At 45.5% G+C, this 17,774-nt stretch carries 15 protein-coding genes; 5 read left to right on the forward strand and 10 right to left on the reverse strand.

All coding sequences use genetic code 11. The features are described from left to right. The first annotated feature begins 550 nt into the window (after nucleotides 1-550). Nucleotides 551-1,222: a hypothetical protein gene (locus NIASO_RS08985; protein WP_008584205.1), complete on the forward strand. Its 672-nt coding sequence runs from the start codon at nucleotides 551-553 to the stop codon at nucleotides 1,220-1,222. A 670-nt stretch (nucleotides 1,223-1,892) separates the two neighbouring features. On the opposite strand, the gene dxs is transcribed toward NIASO_RS08985, so the two are convergent. Beyond that, on the reverse strand, nucleotides 1,893-3,833 hold the full coding sequence (dxs, locus tag NIASO_RS08995; protein ID WP_008584201.1) for a 1-deoxy-D-xylulose-5-phosphate synthase: 1,941 nt from the start codon (nucleotides 3,831-3,833) through the stop codon (nucleotides 1,893-1,895). Between the two features lie 275 nt (nucleotides 3,834-4,108). Continuing rightward, nucleotides 4,109-5,221 (reverse strand): N-acetylglucosamine-6-phosphate deacetylase, encoded by a 1,113-nt coding sequence (gene nagA, locus NIASO_RS09000; protein WP_008584200.1) that lies wholly within the window; start codon nucleotides 5,219-5,221, stop codon nucleotides 4,109-4,111. 244 nt (nucleotides 5,222-5,465) lie between these two features. On the opposite strand from nagA, the gene NIASO_RS09005 reads away from it, so the two are divergent. Next, nucleotides 5,466-5,963, forward strand: coding sequence for a deoxycytidylate deaminase (locus NIASO_RS09005; RefSeq protein ID WP_008584198.1), 498 nt, complete (start codon nucleotides 5,466-5,468; stop codon nucleotides 5,961-5,963). A gap of 140 nt (nucleotides 5,964-6,103) precedes the next feature. On the opposite strand, the gene NIASO_RS09010 is transcribed toward NIASO_RS09005, so the two are convergent. Next, nucleotides 6,104-6,424: a TfoX/Sxy family protein gene (locus NIASO_RS09010; RefSeq protein WP_008584197.1), complete on the reverse strand. Its 321-nt coding sequence runs from the start codon at nucleotides 6,422-6,424 to the stop codon at nucleotides 6,104-6,106. A gap of 6 nt (nucleotides 6,425-6,430) precedes the next feature. Then, nucleotides 6,431-6,808, reverse strand: a complete 378-nt coding sequence (locus NIASO_RS09015) for a nuclear transport factor 2 family protein (protein ID WP_008584195.1) — start codon at nucleotides 6,806-6,808, stop codon at nucleotides 6,431-6,433. Nucleotides 6,809-6,909: 101 nt separating this feature from the next. On the opposite strand from NIASO_RS09015, the gene NIASO_RS09020 reads away from it, so the two are divergent. Continuing rightward, nucleotides 6,910-7,320, forward strand: a complete 411-nt coding sequence (locus NIASO_RS09020; RefSeq protein ID WP_008584194.1) for a winged helix-turn-helix transcriptional regulator — start codon at nucleotides 6,910-6,912, stop codon at nucleotides 7,318-7,320. Between the two features lie 367 nt (nucleotides 7,321-7,687). On the opposite strand, the gene NIASO_RS09025 is transcribed toward NIASO_RS09020, so the two are convergent. The 3 genes from NIASO_RS09025 to dnaB all read right to left on the reverse strand — a co-directional run bounded on the left by NIASO_RS09025 (nucleotide 7,688) and on the right by dnaB (nucleotide 11,101). Beyond that, nucleotides 7,688-8,425, reverse strand: coding sequence for a DUF1028 domain-containing protein (locus NIASO_RS09025; protein ID WP_008584193.1), 738 nt, complete (start codon nucleotides 8,423-8,425; stop codon nucleotides 7,688-7,690). Between the two features lie 176 nt (nucleotides 8,426-8,601). Beyond that, nucleotides 8,602-9,312: an RsmE family RNA methyltransferase gene (locus tag NIASO_RS09030; RefSeq protein WP_008584192.1), complete on the reverse strand. Its 711-nt coding sequence runs from the start codon at nucleotides 9,310-9,312 to the stop codon at nucleotides 8,602-8,604. 211 nt (nucleotides 9,313-9,523) lie between these two features. After that, the gene (gene dnaB / locus NIASO_RS09035; protein WP_008584191.1) at nucleotides 9,524-11,101 is read right to left on the reverse strand and encodes a replicative DNA helicase; all 1,578 of its coding nucleotides are present in this window, start codon (nucleotides 11,099-11,101) and stop codon (nucleotides 9,524-9,526) included. A gap of 403 nt (nucleotides 11,102-11,504) precedes the next feature. On the opposite strand from dnaB, the gene rsmG reads away from it, so the two are divergent. Then, nucleotides 11,505-12,155, forward strand: coding sequence for a 16S rRNA (guanine(527)-N(7))-methyltransferase RsmG (rsmG, locus tag NIASO_RS09040; protein WP_008584190.1), 651 nt, complete (start codon nucleotides 11,505-11,507; stop codon nucleotides 12,153-12,155). Nucleotides 12,156-12,238: 83 nt separating this feature from the next. On the opposite strand, the gene NIASO_RS09045 is transcribed toward rsmG, so the two are convergent. From NIASO_RS09045 to NIASO_RS09055, 3 genes are all read right to left on the reverse strand, one after another. Beyond that, the gene (locus tag NIASO_RS09045; RefSeq protein ID WP_008584189.1) at nucleotides 12,239-12,484 is read right to left on the reverse strand and encodes a hypothetical protein; all 246 of its coding nucleotides are present in this window, start codon (nucleotides 12,482-12,484) and stop codon (nucleotides 12,239-12,241) included. A gap of 160 nt (nucleotides 12,485-12,644) precedes the next feature. After that, a complete protein-coding gene (locus tag NIASO_RS09050; RefSeq protein ID WP_008584188.1) occupies nucleotides 12,645-15,935 on the reverse strand; it encodes a TonB-dependent receptor in 3,291 nt (1,096 codons plus the stop codon). A gap of 192 nt (nucleotides 15,936-16,127) precedes the next feature. Beyond that, nucleotides 16,128-16,511, reverse strand: a complete 384-nt coding sequence (locus tag NIASO_RS09055; RefSeq protein ID WP_008584187.1) for a hypothetical protein — start codon at nucleotides 16,509-16,511, stop codon at nucleotides 16,128-16,130. A gap of 180 nt (nucleotides 16,512-16,691) precedes the next feature. On the opposite strand from NIASO_RS09055, the gene NIASO_RS09060 reads away from it, so the two are divergent. Continuing rightward, complete coding sequence (locus NIASO_RS09060) at nucleotides 16,692-17,759, forward strand: NAD(P)/FAD-dependent oxidoreductase (RefSeq protein WP_008584186.1); 1,068 nt, start codon at nucleotides 16,692-16,694, stop codon at nucleotides 17,757-17,759. Nucleotides 17,760-17,774: the final 15 nt, after the last annotated feature.

The raw sequence follows: 17,774 nt of genomic DNA on the forward strand, positions 1-17,774 counted from the left end.
AAAATACTTGTGATGCTGATTGACGGATGGGGTATTGCTGCAGGATCAACTTATAGGCCGGGCCGATGGCTCTCTGCTTTTAGTTGCGCGCTTTTAACAAGAAACTAAAGTTCCTTGTTAACCCATTAAACCGAGGCTACGCCTCTTCAACGTTCACTGACTGGAGGTTTCAACTAGTTTAATCATGTGCTCAATGTGACAGAAAGCCAGAGGCTTGCGTTCCGCAGGTAACTTCGAAATAAATTCCGAAGTAATGAGCCAAATATAGGAGATTGAGTGCCATCGGCACGATCCATTTCGAAAGCAATGCCAGGCCTGCTATTGCTCTTAGCTAACGAGCACCGGCCTGCTTTGATCACAATGAAGGAGAATCCATAAGTCCATTATGATAATTTTGATACCGGTTCACTATTATACTATTTATTATAGGGCAAAAGCAAACGAGCCTGCCGACCTGAATCAAAGACCTGTTTTTATTGTAAAGGAAGATATTGCTAATTTAGCATAGATTAATATACCCCAAAACGCAGGCTATACAAACCAAAGAATCATGAAAATAGTTTTTTATTTTATTGCGTCATTGCTATTGACTGTTCCGCTTTTTGCACAAAAATTCAAACCCTGTGGAGTGGCGGCAATTGAAACAAAATTTGATGGTAAAAATACCATCCGGGTTATTGCCGATACCAGTATCAAAACCTTTGATGAACCGACATTTGCAAAGTTAGCCGGCAGCAATTTTCATAACGGAACAATAGAAGTAAATGTATTAAGTAAGTTCATTCCTGGTGCCCCGGACTGGGCCCGTGGTTTTATTGGGATAGCATTTAGAATCAACAACGATAATTCAAAATTTGAATGTATTTATGTCAGACCGGACAACGGGCGGGCAAACGACCAGATAAGACGCAATCATTCAACCCAATACTTTTCATATCCCGATCATAAGTTTTCAGATTTCAGAAAAACAGACCCTGAAAAATATGAATCCTACGCAGATATGGGGATGAACGAATGGATAAAAATAAAAATAGTTGTAAAGGGCGGGCATGCCCGACTATATATAAACGAGAGCAAACAACCCTGCCTTATTGTAAATGATTTAAAATATGGAGCTGACAGCTCCGGCGCGATCGGTTTGTGGGTTGGCAATTGGACAGAAGGATATTTTTCAAACCTGAAAATTTCAAACGGAGGCGCAACCAACAATTATAAAAAATAACACGAGGCTCCTATGGAGCCCATATCTTCTACATCCAATAGGCTATAAACACGGCGCTCCTGACGGAGCAATACAAATCCATAATTTAACGTCATGAATTTTGTCACGGCCCCATCCGGGGTTCGCTGTTTCAGGATCCGTTTGTCTACCTCAAAATTTCTCCCCGTTTCCTTCCTATCGTGTGTACACATCTTTTGAAAATGATTAAAATAATTTGATACATCCTCAGGATTTAGGTCGTGACGAATCGGCCGTCCAGTATCCATCCTGAGGGTGCCCGAAGGGCATAATGTGCATAGCCCCTGGCTGCGCCAGGGGTAACAGATGCGCAGAGGGCGCGGCCCAGAGAGGGTCGAACGTGTTTGTTGAACGCAAAAGCCTGTTGAAGCATTAAACATTCGACCCCTGGCCGTTCGCTACCTATCTGTTGACCTCCAGCTAACGCTGGAGGCCATGCACATTGCGCCCTTCGGGCCCAGATAGCTCAATAGAAAGTTCCGATTGAATGAGATTGGCCTGGAAGAGTATTGCTTTGCGATGCACTCGAAGATGTGTCCACACGATAGGTTTCCCTTGGGACCCTTCGTCAAGATGACGACCTTGTTAAACAAAAAAATCCGGGAACAGCTCCCGGATTCATTTATGCTAATAAATAGTCCTGATGAAGTATTCAGACAGACAGGCGTCCTTCTTTAACCACGATCTTTTCATTCATCATTTCATGAACGGTTTGCAAAATACCTTCTACGTCAAACCCGCATTCGCGTTGCAATTCACCGGGGGTGCCATGTTCGATGATGCGATCCGGGATCCCCATTATACGCACTTCATTTTTATAGCCATGCTTTGCCATAAACTCCAGCACAGCAGACCCAAAACCTCCCGTTACGGCGCCGTCTTCTATCGTAATCAGTTTGGGATATTGCCGGCAGGCTTCATGCAGCAATGCTTCATCCAGCGGCTTTGCAAAACGCATATCATAATGGCCGGGCATAATACCCTCCTGCTGCAAAGTGCGTAGGGCTGAGGCCGCAAAATTACCCGGATGCCCGAAACTTAAGAGCGCAATATCTTTTCCTTCTTTTAATTTCCTGCCCGTACCGATCGTAATTTCCTTCATAGGCGTTTTCCAATCCGCCAGTACTCCCTGTCCCCGTGGATAGCGGATCACAAAGGGCGCATCTGTTTTTTCCAACTGCGCGGTGTACATCAGGCTACGGAGTTCCGATTCGTTCATCGGGGCGCTCACAATCATATTGGGTATGCACCGGAAAAAAGCCACATCATAACAACCGTGATGCGTAGCCCCGTCATCGCCCACCAGGCCTGCACGGTCTAAACAAAAGATCACCGGCAGTTTTTGAATCGCCACATCATGCACGGCCTGATCGTAGGCCCGTTGCATGAAAGAGGAATAAATATTGCAAAATACTTTTAGCCCCTGTGTAGCCATCCCGGCGCTCAGCGTTACCGCATGTTGCTCGCAAATGCCCACATCCAGTGCGCGGTCCGGCATTACTTCCATCATATACTTTAAGGAGCTCCCCGAAGGCATCGCCGGGGTAACACCAAAGATCTTATCATTCTTTTCCGCCAATTCAATAATCGTTTTGCCAAATACATCCTGGTATTTAGGCGGCTGGGGCGTATCGTATGCTTTTTTAAAGATCTCACCGGTCACTTTATCAAACAAACCAGGCGCATGCCATTTGGTCTGGTCCTTTTCAGCCAGCGCATAGCCTTTCCCCTTGGTGGTAATAATATGCAGGATCTTAGGCCCCGGGATCTGTTTCAGATCTTTCAGGGTATCTACCAGCTTGGTGATATTATGTCCGTCGATGGGACCAAAGTACCGCAACTTCAACGATTCAAAGAAGTTGGCGTTACTGTTGATCATGCCTTTTAACCCATCCGCCAGTTTATGCGCAATACCTTTCGAAATTCTTTTCCCAATAGGCAATTTGTTCATTGCCTTCCACACATCATCCTTGAACTTATTGTATTTGGGAGATATGGTGATATCCGTAAGATATTCTTTCAGCGCACCCACATTTGGGTCGATGCCAATTCCGTTATCATTTAATATGATCAGCATATCGGCATCAGACACACCGGCATGATTCATTCCTTCAAAAGCCATCCCAGCAGTCATTGAACCATCCCCAATGATGGCCACCACCTTTCGTCCGGCCTCTCCCTTATATTTTGCAGCAAGGGCCATGCCCAGTGCGGCGGAAATGGAAGTGGAGGAGTGCCCCACCCCAAAAGTATCGTACTCACTTTCGGCTATTTTCGGGAACCCGCTCAGCCCTCCGTATTTCCTGTTGGTAGCAAAACGATCCCTGCGGCCGGTAATGATCTTATGGCCATAGGCCTGATGTCCCACATCCCACACCAGCAGATCATTGGGTGTATTGTACACATAGTGCAAGGCAGTGGTTAATTCCACCACGCCCAGGCTGGCCGCAAAATGGCCGCCGTGCACGCTTACCACGTCAATAATATACTGTCGTAATTCCTCGCAAAACTCATGTAATTTTTCTTCCGGGATTTTCTTTAGGTCTTCGGGAGAATTTACGGTTTGTAAGAGCGGACCAGGGATAATTGCCATTCAGATAAAATTATTCCTGCAAAAGTAATGAATTATCGGGGGTTATCGGTTGGCGAAAGGGTTTTTATCGGGAGGGCCCCAGACTACCACCAATGGCCGCCTGTGCCATTCCCGCAGGCACAAATAATTTGTTTCAAACAGGTACACTCAGGCATATTAATGATTTCCTGTTCTGTATAGAAGGTCTGTAATGATCCCTGCAGATCATTTTTCTGTGGAGATCAGCACGGATCTTTGAAAAATCTTGTGCCTAAACGTAGCTTATCGCCTCATTATTATTTAATAATCAATACCTTAAAGTCCAACAAATCATCATCAAACACAGAAAAAACCGCAGGATAGCCCGGCTGAATGCGCCCTATATTGTTTTCCATTTTAACAGCCCTGGCGGCCCGGATGGTAGCCATTTCCACGGCCTCCTGCAGGGGTATGTTCATGTGATCCACCGCGTTCTTTATCGCTTCGGGCATAGATATGGCAGCGCCCCCCAGGTTTCCGGCCGTATCCCGGTAGAACCGGTTTTCCAGTTTTATGGAGAGCCCGTCCCATTCCATATGTTGCTTCTGCCTGCCCAAAAAGGCGGCATCACTGATCAGGAACAGTTTATCGCCCTTCTGTTGATGTGCAATGCGTGCCGCTGCATAATGGCAATGCCCCCCGTCCAGGATCAGGGGCGCATACACCGAATCATTATCAAACACCGCCCCTACCGTTCCACATTCCCGGTGGCCCAGTTGGGTCATGGCATTATACAAATGAGTTACCAGGGTGATGCCCATAGAAAAATAACGTTGTGCCTGGTCATAGGTCATCATGGAATGCCCGGCGGATAATACAATATCCGTTTTTAGCAATTTTTGCAACTGTGCATCGGTGAAACATTCCGGCGCGATCGTCATTACCTTAATAATATCCCCTCCCAGGTCAATAATTTCATCCAGCTCCTTGTCTGTAGGGTTGCGAATAATAGCTTTGTTATGCGCTCCTCTTTTCTCCGGGTTCATAAAAGGCCCTTCCAAATGCATGCCCAGCATCGTCGGATGTTGTTCATGAAATTCCCGGGTGGCTTTAATAGCTTCAATGATCGTTTGTTGGGGCGATGAGATCAGCGTGGTAAGAAAATAAGGTGTTGCAAAGCTGCAACTGGCTTTATACAGGTCCATCAGCGTCTCCTGGTCCGGCTGCTGAGAGAAATACCGGTCGAACCCGCCGTTCAGTTGAATATCGATAAATCCCGCGGAAATATTTTTCCCTTCAAGATCAACCGTTTCAATATCCGCCGGCAGTTCCTGCACTATAGAAACGATTTTATTGCTATCTACCAGGATATGATGGTTTTGCAGCACAGCGTCTCCGGTATAAATAATTCCGTTGGTAATTGCTTTCATCAGATGTATCATTATGGGCTTATTGCTTTTTTTACTTTACCCTCACAAAATTGCTATAACAGCAAAAGGAAACACAATAACAGATTAGCAATGTTCCGCATTTGGCGGAATCCAGCCAACCTCAAACACTGTGATTGCTACGGGGTTTAAAATTAAATTAAACAAGTTCTATTAGTATTGCAAATATATCAGCCGTTTTTTAATATTCGGCACATCCTGTATATTTACGGGAAGGAGACACACTATGACAAAAAGAGCGGATTATATTTCCTGGGATGAGTATTTTATGGGAGTGGCCCTGCTTTCGGGCAAGCGCAGCAAAGACCCCTCTACCCAGGTGGGCGCCTGTATTGTGAACCAGCAAAACAAGATCGTGGGCGTGGGCTATAACGGGCTGCCCATCGGTATCAGTGATGATGAATTTCCGTGGGATAAGGAAGGAGATTTCCTGAATACGAAATACCCCTATGTATGCCATGCAGAACTGAATGCCATCCTGAACAATATCGGGATCAACCTGGAGGGTTGTAAAATATACACAGCGCTGTTCCCCTGCAATGAATGCAGCAAAGCCATCATCCAGTCGGGGATTAAAGAAGTGGTTTACTTATCAGACAAGCACGCGCACAAAGAAAGCGCCATTGCCTCTAAAAAAATGTTGCAGACTGCAGGCATCGCCTTAAGAAAAATCACACCACGTATTAGCGAAGTAGTGCTTTCTTTGGATGAAAAGGATGTGTAGCTTTATGCCTATAAAAACCATTAAGGAGTTAAGATGCATTAAGTATTTTCTTAACTGCCTTAATTTCTTAATGGTTAAAGAGATCGCCCGAGGCGATAAAATAGCACTGCGAAGCTATAAGCTTTCGCAGAGCGGGGCTTTCACAACCGGGCATTAAAATCCAGCACCAGTTTTATCCAGAAATCAAAACCTTTTTGTTTTTGGTAGCCGCCGGCATCTACCAAGCAATACCCTTTTAATACGCGCCCTCTCATGATCATCGGCTGATAGCCTGTTTTGGCTGCAATTTGTTTTTCTAATGCCGGATCAAAACGGCACATCAACCGGTCGTCGCTTATATTGATGCACATTTTTCCCCGCACCATAAACGCAAGCCCCCCAAACATTTTCTTCTCTTCAACGGCTTTTACGGGTGCTAAAGCAGCGCGCACCCTTTTTGCCAATGTTTCGTCATAAGCCATGCGGTATTATTTTGGCGCATTTACAAAAAAGGTATGGGTATCAAAAAAAATGGTCAGGCTATCCAACTTGCCTTTTTTTACTTTCCAAAACTCAGCCACATTACCGTTTACAGCCGTTCCGTTTGAAAATACAAGGTCATAATTGGCGATCACCGCCGCGTTATCGCCTTCTATGATCATTTCCTTCACCCGAACATTTTCAAAAACGCGTGAGAAACGGTTGAGCACTTCTATATAAGCAGGCTTGCCCGTTACCGGAGTTGCCTGCAACATATTTCCGCCAATAAATTTAAAATCATCGGACAGGACCGTTTCCCACCCGCCGTTTCCGGACAGCCCCTGGTAATAGGCTTCCAGGAGTTGTTTTGTAGTAACATCGTTCATTTTTGTTTATTTAAAAAGTTTCATTCAAATTTGTTCTTGCATTTTGCAAGTTGAAAATACAAAAGTTATTGCAAAACACAAGTGCTTTTTAAACTTATTTTATGCTCAAAAAGCGGTCCAATTGCCCCATAGGGTGCTCACTCGATGTTTTTGGAGACCGGTGGTCCCTGTTGATCATCCGGGATATTATGTTGCGGGGAAAATCTTCCTATAGCGAGTTCCTGGAATCAGAAGAAAAAATTGCGACCAATATTCTTGCGGACCGGTTGCAGCTTCTTGAAGCCGAGCAAATTCTTTCCAAGCAGGTGTCGCCGGGCAACAAATCAAAGTACATTTACCACCTGACGCAAAAGGGGATTGATCTGGTGCCCATTGTTGTTGAGATAATGGACTGGGGGACCAAATATTACAAGGACTGCCCGATAAGGGAACTGGGCGCTAAAATTAAAAAAGACAAAGCCGGAGCGGTTAAAGAATTGTACCGGGTGCTCAAAAAGAAACAAACGAATTAAAGCTCATCTGGGCATTAAGCATACGGGTACTTTATTTGGAAAGGAAAAGTGATTAAATATCCCGATAAAAACAGTGTTGCTACTTACTGATAATAAGCCGGTATCAATCTTATCAAAATATCCACGACCCTATTGATTAGAAAGGATACTATCATTGAGCCGGCATAGGCCGAGCCGAGGGTTCTCTGATTTCATTTCCACACAGGTTAACAAGAAACTAAAGTCCCTTGTCAACCTACTAAACAGAGGCTACGCCTCTTCAATATTCACCGGCAGGAACGATCTGCCGGCACAATACTATTCCATCAGGTTCACATCGGCCGCAACCAGTGTGAACGGGCTAAGGCTCTTTTTATGAAATTACCTGTTATTTATCTTTTATGGATTTCCACTGATCGAATTTATTGCGTAATGCTTCAACAGCATTTACTTTCTCGTTTGTGCCATATATCACCAGGTTCAGATAAGGATGATCTGCCGGATCCCCCGGCCGGGCCACTGTTAAAAAGGCACTGGCTGCTTTACGGGATCCGCATCGTTTATCGCCACCTAATTCAGCGCCTGCTTCCATAGCCAGCATTAATACCTCTTCAATTGGCAGGGCTCTTTTTTGCGCTTTAATAGCAGCTCGCAGAACAGCTTTCAGTTCCGCCTGGTCGGCCAAAGTGTTGCCCTGCACAGCAATACCTTTTGCCACGAAAGCTCCTTTATCTGACGTGGTTTTCATTCCGGTATATGTAACAGGATGCTCCAGGTAGTTTGCGCATATAACCGCATATTGCTGTGCTTCGGGATCAAATTCCGGATCCTTTATTGCGGCCAGAATCTCATCAGGAGATGCATCTGCCAGGATCATTTGCAAACCTTTAGCCCGGGCACTGTTATTACTCATTGCCTGTACTACAATGGCCCCTTTTCCAGGAGCTATCGCGCCAATACCATACACGCTATACGTACAGGAAGCCCCTGCAATACCAATAGCTTTTGTTTTAGGATCAATAATAATGATTGACCATGTGGCATGCGCGTACCCAACAAGTGTACACAATAATAAAACGGTTAGCAGACCGTGATTTACTCTTTTTTTGATGGTTGCCTTCTTCATTTTACCGGTTTAATACATTATATAAACAACTACCTTCTCCTATAAATTTATAAAAAAAAGGATAAATAGGTTGCAGGCGCCGGGCAATATACCTGCTTTAAAAAAGACCATATCCGTACCTCCGACAGGCAGACTTAAAAAAACGGGCAATCATTCACCTTCCGGACGGTTTTCTATTACTTAATACAGAGCAGCACCGCTGCTACAACACCTGCAGTTTCTGAACGCAGGCGGGTTTCACCAAGGGTTACGGCTTTATACCCATTTTCCAGTGCCGCGCCAATCTCATTAGTAGTAAAATCGCCTTCCGGGCCTATAAGCAGGATTGTATTGTTGTTGATGGATTGCTGCCGCAGCGAAGCTTTTTCATGCTCCAGGCAGTGGGCAATGAATTTCTGAGGGGTCGTTTGCCATTCCGGGCCGTTCATAAAATCAGTAAACTTTGCCGGCTCGGGCAGTTGCGGCAACCATACCTGCCGGCTTTGCAGTAAGGCGCTGACCAATATATTTTGCAGGCGTTCGGTTTTGGTCCTTATTTTTTCCGTACGGTCTGTTATCAAAGGAACGATGGCATGTACGCCAATCTCCGTCGCCTTTTCCAGGAACCATTCAAAACGGCTGGCGTTTTTCAGCAGGGCTATTGCAATGGTTATTTGAGGATGTGCCGGTGGAATAAATTCCGAATGCTCAATCGCTACTTCGCAATGTTTTTTATGTGGGTTGGTTACTATTGCCGTTAACAAATGGCCGCAGCCATCTGTTAAATGCAGCCGCTCGCCGGTTTCCATGCGCAAAACCTGTACAATATGCCGTGAATTATTTTCATCCAGCACCATGCTTTTTTGCCCGGGAGAATAATTGTTGATATAGAAAAAGGGAAGCTGCATAAGAAATGGATGATGTCAGATGTACGATGTCGGATATTCTGCTCATCGTATTGAAAATCGGGCAATGAATGTTGATGAGGCGCCATTCACTATTCACTATTCACTATTGACCTGCTCCTCTATATTCCGCAGTACAAGAGTGCGACGCAAGACCGATGCCATGTGTTCTTCAGCTTGCTTAATAAATAACCAGCAACCTGAAACCTGCAACCTAAAATGGCGCATCGCCCATATCATCAAATTCATCATCCTTCATCTTGTTCATCTTACTTTCTACCTGGAACAACTTGGCGCCGCCGCCTTCTTCTTCGTCGATACGCTTCCAACTGCTGCCGGGCGTGCTCATAATATTATACGGATCTTCCTCCCAACTGACAAATTTCTGGATATGCAGGAGCGCTTTGAGCTTGATCGTTTCCAGTGAACCGTTCCGGTGCTTGGCAATCTTCACCTCCGTAAGTCCCCGCTGGTCCTCGCCTTCAGCATTGGTGTTCATATCATAATAATCCGGCCGGTACAGGAACATTACCATATCGGCATCCTGCTCGATGGCTCCCGATTCCCGAAGATCGCTCAACTGGGGCACCCGGTTGCCATCCTTCGAGCCCCGTTGTTCCACGGCGCGGCTTAACTGCGACAGCGCAATAATGGGCACGCTTAGTTCCTTGGCCAGTCCTTTCAGGTTCCGGCTGATGGAGCTGATCTCCTGTTCCCGGTTACCTTTAGAATCGCCGCTGCCGCTCATCAACTGCAGGTAGTCGATGATGATCATTCCGATATTATGCTTGTTTTTAAGTTTACGACACTTGGCGCGCAACTCAAAAATGTTCAGTGCCGGTGTATCGTCTATAAATAAGGGGGCCTGTGAAAGTGTCTGGATCCCCTTGGTGTACAACTGCTTCATTTCATGATCTTCCATCTTACCACGGGCGATCTTTTCCAGCATGATCTCACTTTCTGCCGACAGCACCCGTTGCACCAACTGTGCGGCGCTCATTTCCAAAGAGAAAAATGCTACCGGAGTAGGGTGTTCTCTAACCTTACTCATGACGGCGTTCCGCGCCAGGTTTAGGGCAAATGCGGTTTTACCCACGGCAGGACGCGCGGCAAGGATGATCAGATCCGTATTCTGCCAGCCATAGGTTACCTTATCCAGCATTTTAAATCCACTGGGCACACCGGTTACATCCTCGTTCCGGTGCCGCAGGTCTTCAATGCGCTGAATGGTTTGTACCAGTACCGAGTCGATCGGCTGAATGGTACTGCGCAGGTGCGAGTTGGTGATCTCAAATAATTTTGATTCGGCATCATCCAGCAACTCAAATACGTCGGTGCTGTCCTCGAATGCATCATTGATGATCTCGCCGCTGATGCGGATCAGCTCCCGCTGAATAAATTTCTGTAAAACGATCCGCGCATGCGATTCGATATTGGCAGCCGAAACCACTGCATTGGTCATTTTGGTAACGTAATAGGGGCCGCCCACCATTTCCAGCTCTTCCCGGCTCCTCAGCTCCTCTACCACGGTAAGAATATCAATAGGCTGACTTTTGTTGGCCAGCGACTGCATGGCGCGAAATATGCGCTGATTGGCATCAACGTAAAAACATTCGGGTTTTAATATTTCGATAACAGCGTCGAAGGCGTTTTTCTCCAGCATTATAGCGCCCAAAATGGCGTCTTCCAGCTCCCGCGCCTGCGGGGGAACTTTCCCATAAACCATGGTTCCCAGGTCGACTGCCGTTCTGCGTTTTTGCTTCCTGTCTTTATTTATATTAGATAAATCCATTATATTAAATAAACTTATTTTCTGCCCGATAGAGCAAAAAAATAGACTACCATTAGTAATTTACCAATGACTCCGCGGGTAGTTTTCCAACCTTAAATGTACTTATTTTCAGCGAAGGCTTCGTCTTGTTCCCTTGAAATCAGACGGCGAATTTAGACCCTAAACCGGGTAGAAAAAAATCTTTATTTGTGGACTAATTATTAACAGGGTTATTCACAGGAGGGAATGTAAAAGGTAAAATATGGAATTAGGAATTTTAAATTAGAAAGGAGGATGCTTGATCCATGATACTTGATCCATGATGCTTGATCCATGATACTTGATACTCGATTCTGGATCCTGGATCCACTACCAGAATCGAGTAACGAGCAACCAGTATCCAAAAAACCTCTTTCTTTGCATCATGGATATCCTTTTGAAGTATTTTGACGATTTTACTCCCGCCCAACTGGAACAATTTAAGGCACTGGAAGACTTATATAAAGACTGGAATGAGAAAATAAATGTGATCAGCCGTAAGGATATCGGTAGCCTTTACGAGCGCCATGTACTGCACTCGCTGGGAATTGCCGCCCTTTTTAATTTTAAGCCGGGGATGCAAATTGTGGACCTGGGCGCGGGTGGCGGTTTCCCGGGCCTGCCCCTGGCCATCTTTTTTCCCGAAACGGAATTTTTACTGGTGGACAGTATCGGCAAAAAACTAAAAGTGGTGGACGGCATTGCAGAGGCCATTGGATTAAAAAACATTCAAACCCGCCATAGCCGCATTGAGGATATCAAAAACAAACAATTTGACTTTGTGGTTTCCCGGGCGGTAGCGCCTTTAAAAAGCCTGTGGCAATGGAGCAAGCCGCTGATTAAAAAGAATATCGAAAAATACGTGCCCGCCTTAATTGAAAAAGGCGATCATGCTCCAGGGCTTATTTGCTTAAAAGGCGGCGACCTGGCACAGGAGATCTCCGAAAGCGGCACACGCCCTCATGTGCTGCCCCTCACTGAGCTCTTTACCGAGCCATTTTTTGAGGAGAAATATTTGGTTTACGTGCCTAAATAATGTTACGGGTTTCAGGTTGCAGGTTCCGGGCGTTCTGCGTTTAGCGTTCCGCATTAAGCGTTTCACCATTGCCTGTTCACTTTTCATTTCCTCCGGTTTGTTTCCCGCAGGGCCCGGGCACGCACGCGTACTTTTTTATGCAAATTTTCATACTGGCCGATCAGATCGGTTAAACCCGTCATCGCATTGCAGTAATTATCGTAAAGATGGTCCAGCAGGGCTAATTCGCTTTTCAGCGATGCTGTTTCATTGTTCAATTCCGATCCGGCCACAAGTTCATCTACATACTCCCGCAATAATTTGTGTCTTGATCTGTTAATTCCTGTCATTTTTTCTAAATCCCATTTATTAATAAAAGGGGCTACAAGTGCTGCTTGTAGCCCCCTATCAACAACCAGTGTTGCGTTAAGTGTGAAAAGTTAAAAGAGCAACAGGAGGCGTTCACATTTATCGGCCCACTTTTCACGAAACCATACGCCGGTTATTATTTTAGAAACTATATTTTACACCTATCTGCCCCTGCCAGCGGCTGTTCAGCGGATCTACTGTATAGTAATGATCATCTAAACCGGTAGGCTTGTTAAAGTTGAAGGTAGGCTGATAACCAGCGCTGGGCTTACCCGGGGCATTGCCACTGGCATCTTTTGCAAAAGTGAACATGTTTACGGTGTAGTTGTTCACGTTGGTTACGAAGTAAACATGCCCCCAACTATTGCTTAACAGGTTCAACACATTGAATACATCAAAACTGATCTGTAAGGTATGAGATCTTGCTGCATTGAATTTGAACTCGTGCATCAGCTTCATATCCACTTCATGATTCCACGGAGTTCTGAGGCCGTTTCTTTCTGCATACTGTCCTCTTCTTGAGCTTAGATATTTGTCGCCTGAAATTAACTTATCCAGATCTGTCCACTGTTGGGCAGCAGTGTAGGTTTGGCCGTTAACCACATAATCAGCCAGCCGGATGTCGCTTTGATCTTTGGGAATATAAGGCAGGTTGGCGTTAGCCGCATTACCAAACGGATTACCCCCTGAGTTATATACCACAGAATAAGGACTGCCGGACTGACCTGCGTAGAAGAATGTAAGCGACGTGGTATTCGTGGGGTTCCAGTTATACGAGCCGCCTAACACCGCCACAATACGATGTCTCAGGTCAAAGTTAGAATAGGCCAACTGTGGGGCATTGGGCACAATAGCGGGGTTCACCTCAAAGTTAGACTGGAAGGAGTTCCGGATACCATTGCTCAGGTCTTTGCTCATTCCATAAGTGTACGCCAGGCTCCAGTTATATTTGAACGGGCTGGTGCTCATGCCGGGATTTTTGCTGAGCTGCGCCGTAAGGTTATACCGATACCCGGCAGTAGTATTGGTCAGCAGGTATACGTTGGAATACTGGCTGTTTAATTTACCGCCTGTATATACCGGTGACAATGTAGGTCCGGAAGTAAAATATTCTACCTGATCTTTAACATTGATCTGCTGAAATTGCACATCATATAATGTTTTTGTATACAAGGCATCCAGCGTCAGTTTATACCCGTTGCCGAATTTAAAGTCGGCTGCCAGGTTGGAGCGCCATACACGTGGCAGTTTAAAATTATTATCTACCACATCTACTTCTCTTGTGGCAGCAGCATTGGCGCTGGCCAGGGCATGCGCATTAATAGTATCTTTCAGGTAAAGCGGGTTAATGGCCAAGGGAATAGTAGTATTGCCCCCTACGGTATTGGTAGCCGATGGCCGGAAGTCGATATTATTATAAATACCGCCCGATAAGGTTTCTGCATAACCGATCCATGCAAAAGGCATACGGCCTACAAAGATGCCCGTACCGCCTCTTAATACCACGCTCTGGTCACTGTTGATATCCCAATTGAATCCCAGTCTTGGCGACAGGGAAGGTTTGCCCAGCCATTTGTTGTTTAACTGGTTGAACGGCGTATTGTTAAAAGTAGGATGATCGGTATTGTTTGTTGCTGTTGCAAAATCTTTATCGATAGCAATATCCTTTCCAAGGAACGGATAATCCAATCTTAAGCCTGGAATGATCTTGAAGTTGTGGGCAACTGCAATTTCATCCTGTGCATATAAACTGGTGAGATTTACTTTGTACGGATTGGGTGCATTATTAAATAAGGCATCTCTTGTATTAGGATAGTTGGGATCTGTTGAATACGCCCCGCGGATACGACTGGGCTTATCTGCCAGGAAGTTGGCCAGGTTCGAATATTCCCAACGACCATTCCAGGAGTTAATAAATCCATAACTCAAATTATAAAACTCGTTGTGCGTACCAAAAGTGAATTTATTGATCCCTTTTGTAAGCGTAAAGTTATCGCTTATCTCAAATGTTTTTTGTTTCATATTGTAGATCGATGCCTCCCGCCAGGTACCTACCCATGCTGCGCCACCGCCGATATCCATCAATGGCGACAGTGTTCCGGGAAAATCCCGGTACTCATGCACATTGATATAACTTACATTAAACTGGTTGTTCGCATTGGCGCCCACGCGGGTTTTTAATTCGGCCGTCAGGTTCAGATTCTTGGTGTATTGCGTAAAGTCGGTTGATCCAAACTGGAAGTTGGTAGAAGTACGCTCCAGGTTATTGCCCCAGCCATTGGTATAAATACCCCGCACCGTTAAGGCTCCGGCTTTGCCGAGGTTAAAGTCGGTCCTTACAAAAAGTTTGTCGCTGTTGGTAAAAATTTTGTACGGTCCCTGGTACGATCCGGCATCATAATTATATTTATTTTTCAGTTGATTAGCAATTGCTTTTGCATCATTCAGGCTGATGGCGGAACCCGGGTCCCCGGCGTTGTAAAAAGTAGGTTCCTGGCGGCGGGTCTGCTCAAAGTTTACAATAAAGAAAGCCTTATTCTTTACGATCGGGCCGCTCAAAGTAGCCCCATACTGGTATTCATGAAAATCAGATCCGATCTTTGTTTTCAGCCCGTCCGGGCTTTTGCCCACCAATGCCTGGCCGCGGCCGTATCCGTATAAGGATCCGTGAAAATCATTGCTGCCGCTTTTGGTAACCGCGTTAACAGACCCACCGGTAAAGTTCCCCAACTTCACGTCATAGGGAGACAACTGCACCTGTACTTCCTGGATCACATCCAGACTGTAAGGATTGGTACGCGTCCCGGAGCCTGCTGCGCCCGATTGGCCACCGCCGCTCACTCCGCCAAAAGAATTGCTAAAACCGATAGCATCATTGTTAATGGCGCCATCAATGGTAAGGTTATTATACCGGAAGTTGGTACCGGCAAATGAGTTGTTATTTGACTGTGGCGTTAACCGGGTAAAATCTGCCAGGCTTCTTCCGATGGTGGGCAAGGTGTTTAACTGCGCTTTACCAACGGTAAGCCCGCCCACAACCCTGCTGCGTGCATTCGTAGTTACCACTACTTCCTGCAGGTTGTTATCATTCGTTTGAAAAACGATATCTACCTGGGGGTTGTTCCCCAGGGAAAGGTTGACATTTTCATATTTCTGAGCCTTAAATCCAACGTGAGTGATCTCGATCGTATAAGGACCGCCGGGTTTAAGATTAGGGAAGCTGAACAACCCCTTTGAATTGGATTGTGCGGAGGTTTTAAAACCGGTTGGAACGTGCAATACGGAGATAGTCGCTCCGTCGATCTTGGTTCCCTTGGTATCCCGGACGGTTCCACTCAAAGTAGAAGTAGTTTCCTGTCCGAAGGACTGCTGAAAGGCTGTAAGACTACATAGGAAAAGCAGTAGTGGTAGGATACGTTTAGTAAATTGCATTTGTTAAAATTTTATGCAAAAGTTCCACTATAGGATTACCTAAACGTTACCGGCATGTTAAGTAATTGTAAACAGGAGGGAAAGTAATGCACAGGTAATGAGCATTAAAGGATTTGCAGCAGTTATAACCAGCTCCCAATTGTATTGATCCCCGAAACCGGTTGAAATAAAAAACAAATTATTTTCCGGTGGTTACACGATGAGGTTCTTTATCTGCTCAAACCAGATCTTATTGCAGCTTCCCCAGAAACTGCAATCTATAAAAAAGTACCAGACAGTTTCGTCGCTGGTGGTGATCCGCAATGGCTGGGTAAAAAGTCCCAGGTTTTTAACCAGGACCCTTGTGTAATATTCGTCAAAGCCAATATATAATTGAGTAATGATGCCAAGAGGTATAAGGTAAGCTTCATTATCTGCTAATTCAATATCGTTATCGGTTAGCATAACAGTGGCACGGTGCCGGTGAAAGGGCATCATACCGGTAACAGAAAAAACAATATCATTGTTCCTGTTCCGCCGGATCAGCTCGTCTCTGGAACACCATAAGGCGGTGCCTGTTAACAAAAGCTTTTTCATTGTTGAAAAATCACGCTCTATGCAAAATGCCTAATGCGTAACGCTATTCTTCTATTGACTATTCACTTCTCACTTTTCTATACACCGCATTACCATTAACTTAACATTTATTCCAATGATATAAAATTACATTCTTTTTGCCATGACCTTATCAATTATTAAATACTTTCGCTGCTAACAGTGAACAAAAAGAAAATTATTATCGTTGGCCAGGGTATCAGCGGCACTTTTCTTTCCTGGTTTTGTTATACTACCGGGATCGATTTCATCGTAATAGATGCGGAAAAAGAAAATACACCCTCCCGCGTGGCGGCCGGCATCATCAATCCCGTTACCGGACGGCGGGTAGTGAAGGTTTGGCTGGACGACATCCTGCTGCCCTTTGCTGAAAAGGCCTACGCGGCTATCGGCAGTTTCCTGGGGATCAATGCCATTACCCAAACTTCTATTGTTGAGTTTTTTCCCAATCCGTTTATGCGGGAAAGTTTTTTAAAAAGGCTTTCAGAAAAGGAAGACTATATCCGGCTGTTCGACGACGACCGGGCATTTACGCCCTATTTCAATTTTGAATTTGGCGCAGGCAGCGTCGAGCCGGCCTATATTGTAAATATGGCGGCCTTGCTACCGGCGTGGAGGAATTTTCTGAAGACGGAGCATAAACTCATTGAAAAGTCTTTTGATCATTCTTTATTAAAGACCACCGCTGCAAACGTACAATATGAATCCTTTCAGGCGGATACAGTTATTTTTTGCGACGGAGCGGCAGGGGCTGCCAATCCCTATTTCTCTTTATTGCCTTTCTCGCTGAACAAGGGAGAAGCAATAATTATAGAAGCGCCGGAATTGCCCGCCGACCATCTTTATAAGAAATCATTACTATTAGCTCCGTTACAGGAACCAGGCCTGTTTTGGACCGGCACCAATTATACCTGGGAATTTGACAATGAAAACCCTACCAAAGAATTTTATGCATCCATCACCGGCGCACTGAAACAATGGCTGAAAGTGCCTTTTAAAATTGTTGGCCACAAAGCTGCCATACGTCCGGCTACCATGGAGCGACGGCCGTTTGCGGGGTTTCACCCGGTTCATAAAAATGTGGGCATCCTGAACGGGATGGGCTCCAAGGGCTGCTCACTGGCGCCCTATTTCGCCTATCAATTGGTTGAAAATATTGCCCGGCAACAACCTTTGCTGAAAGAGGCCGATATTGCCCGCTTTCAGCGGATCTTAAGTCGCACCGTATAAGGGCACCATTCTTAC

The organism is Niabella soli DSM 19437, from assembly GCF_000243115.2.
Taxonomy (GTDB): Bacteria; Bacteroidota; Bacteroidia; order Chitinophagales; family Chitinophagaceae; genus Niabella; species Niabella soli.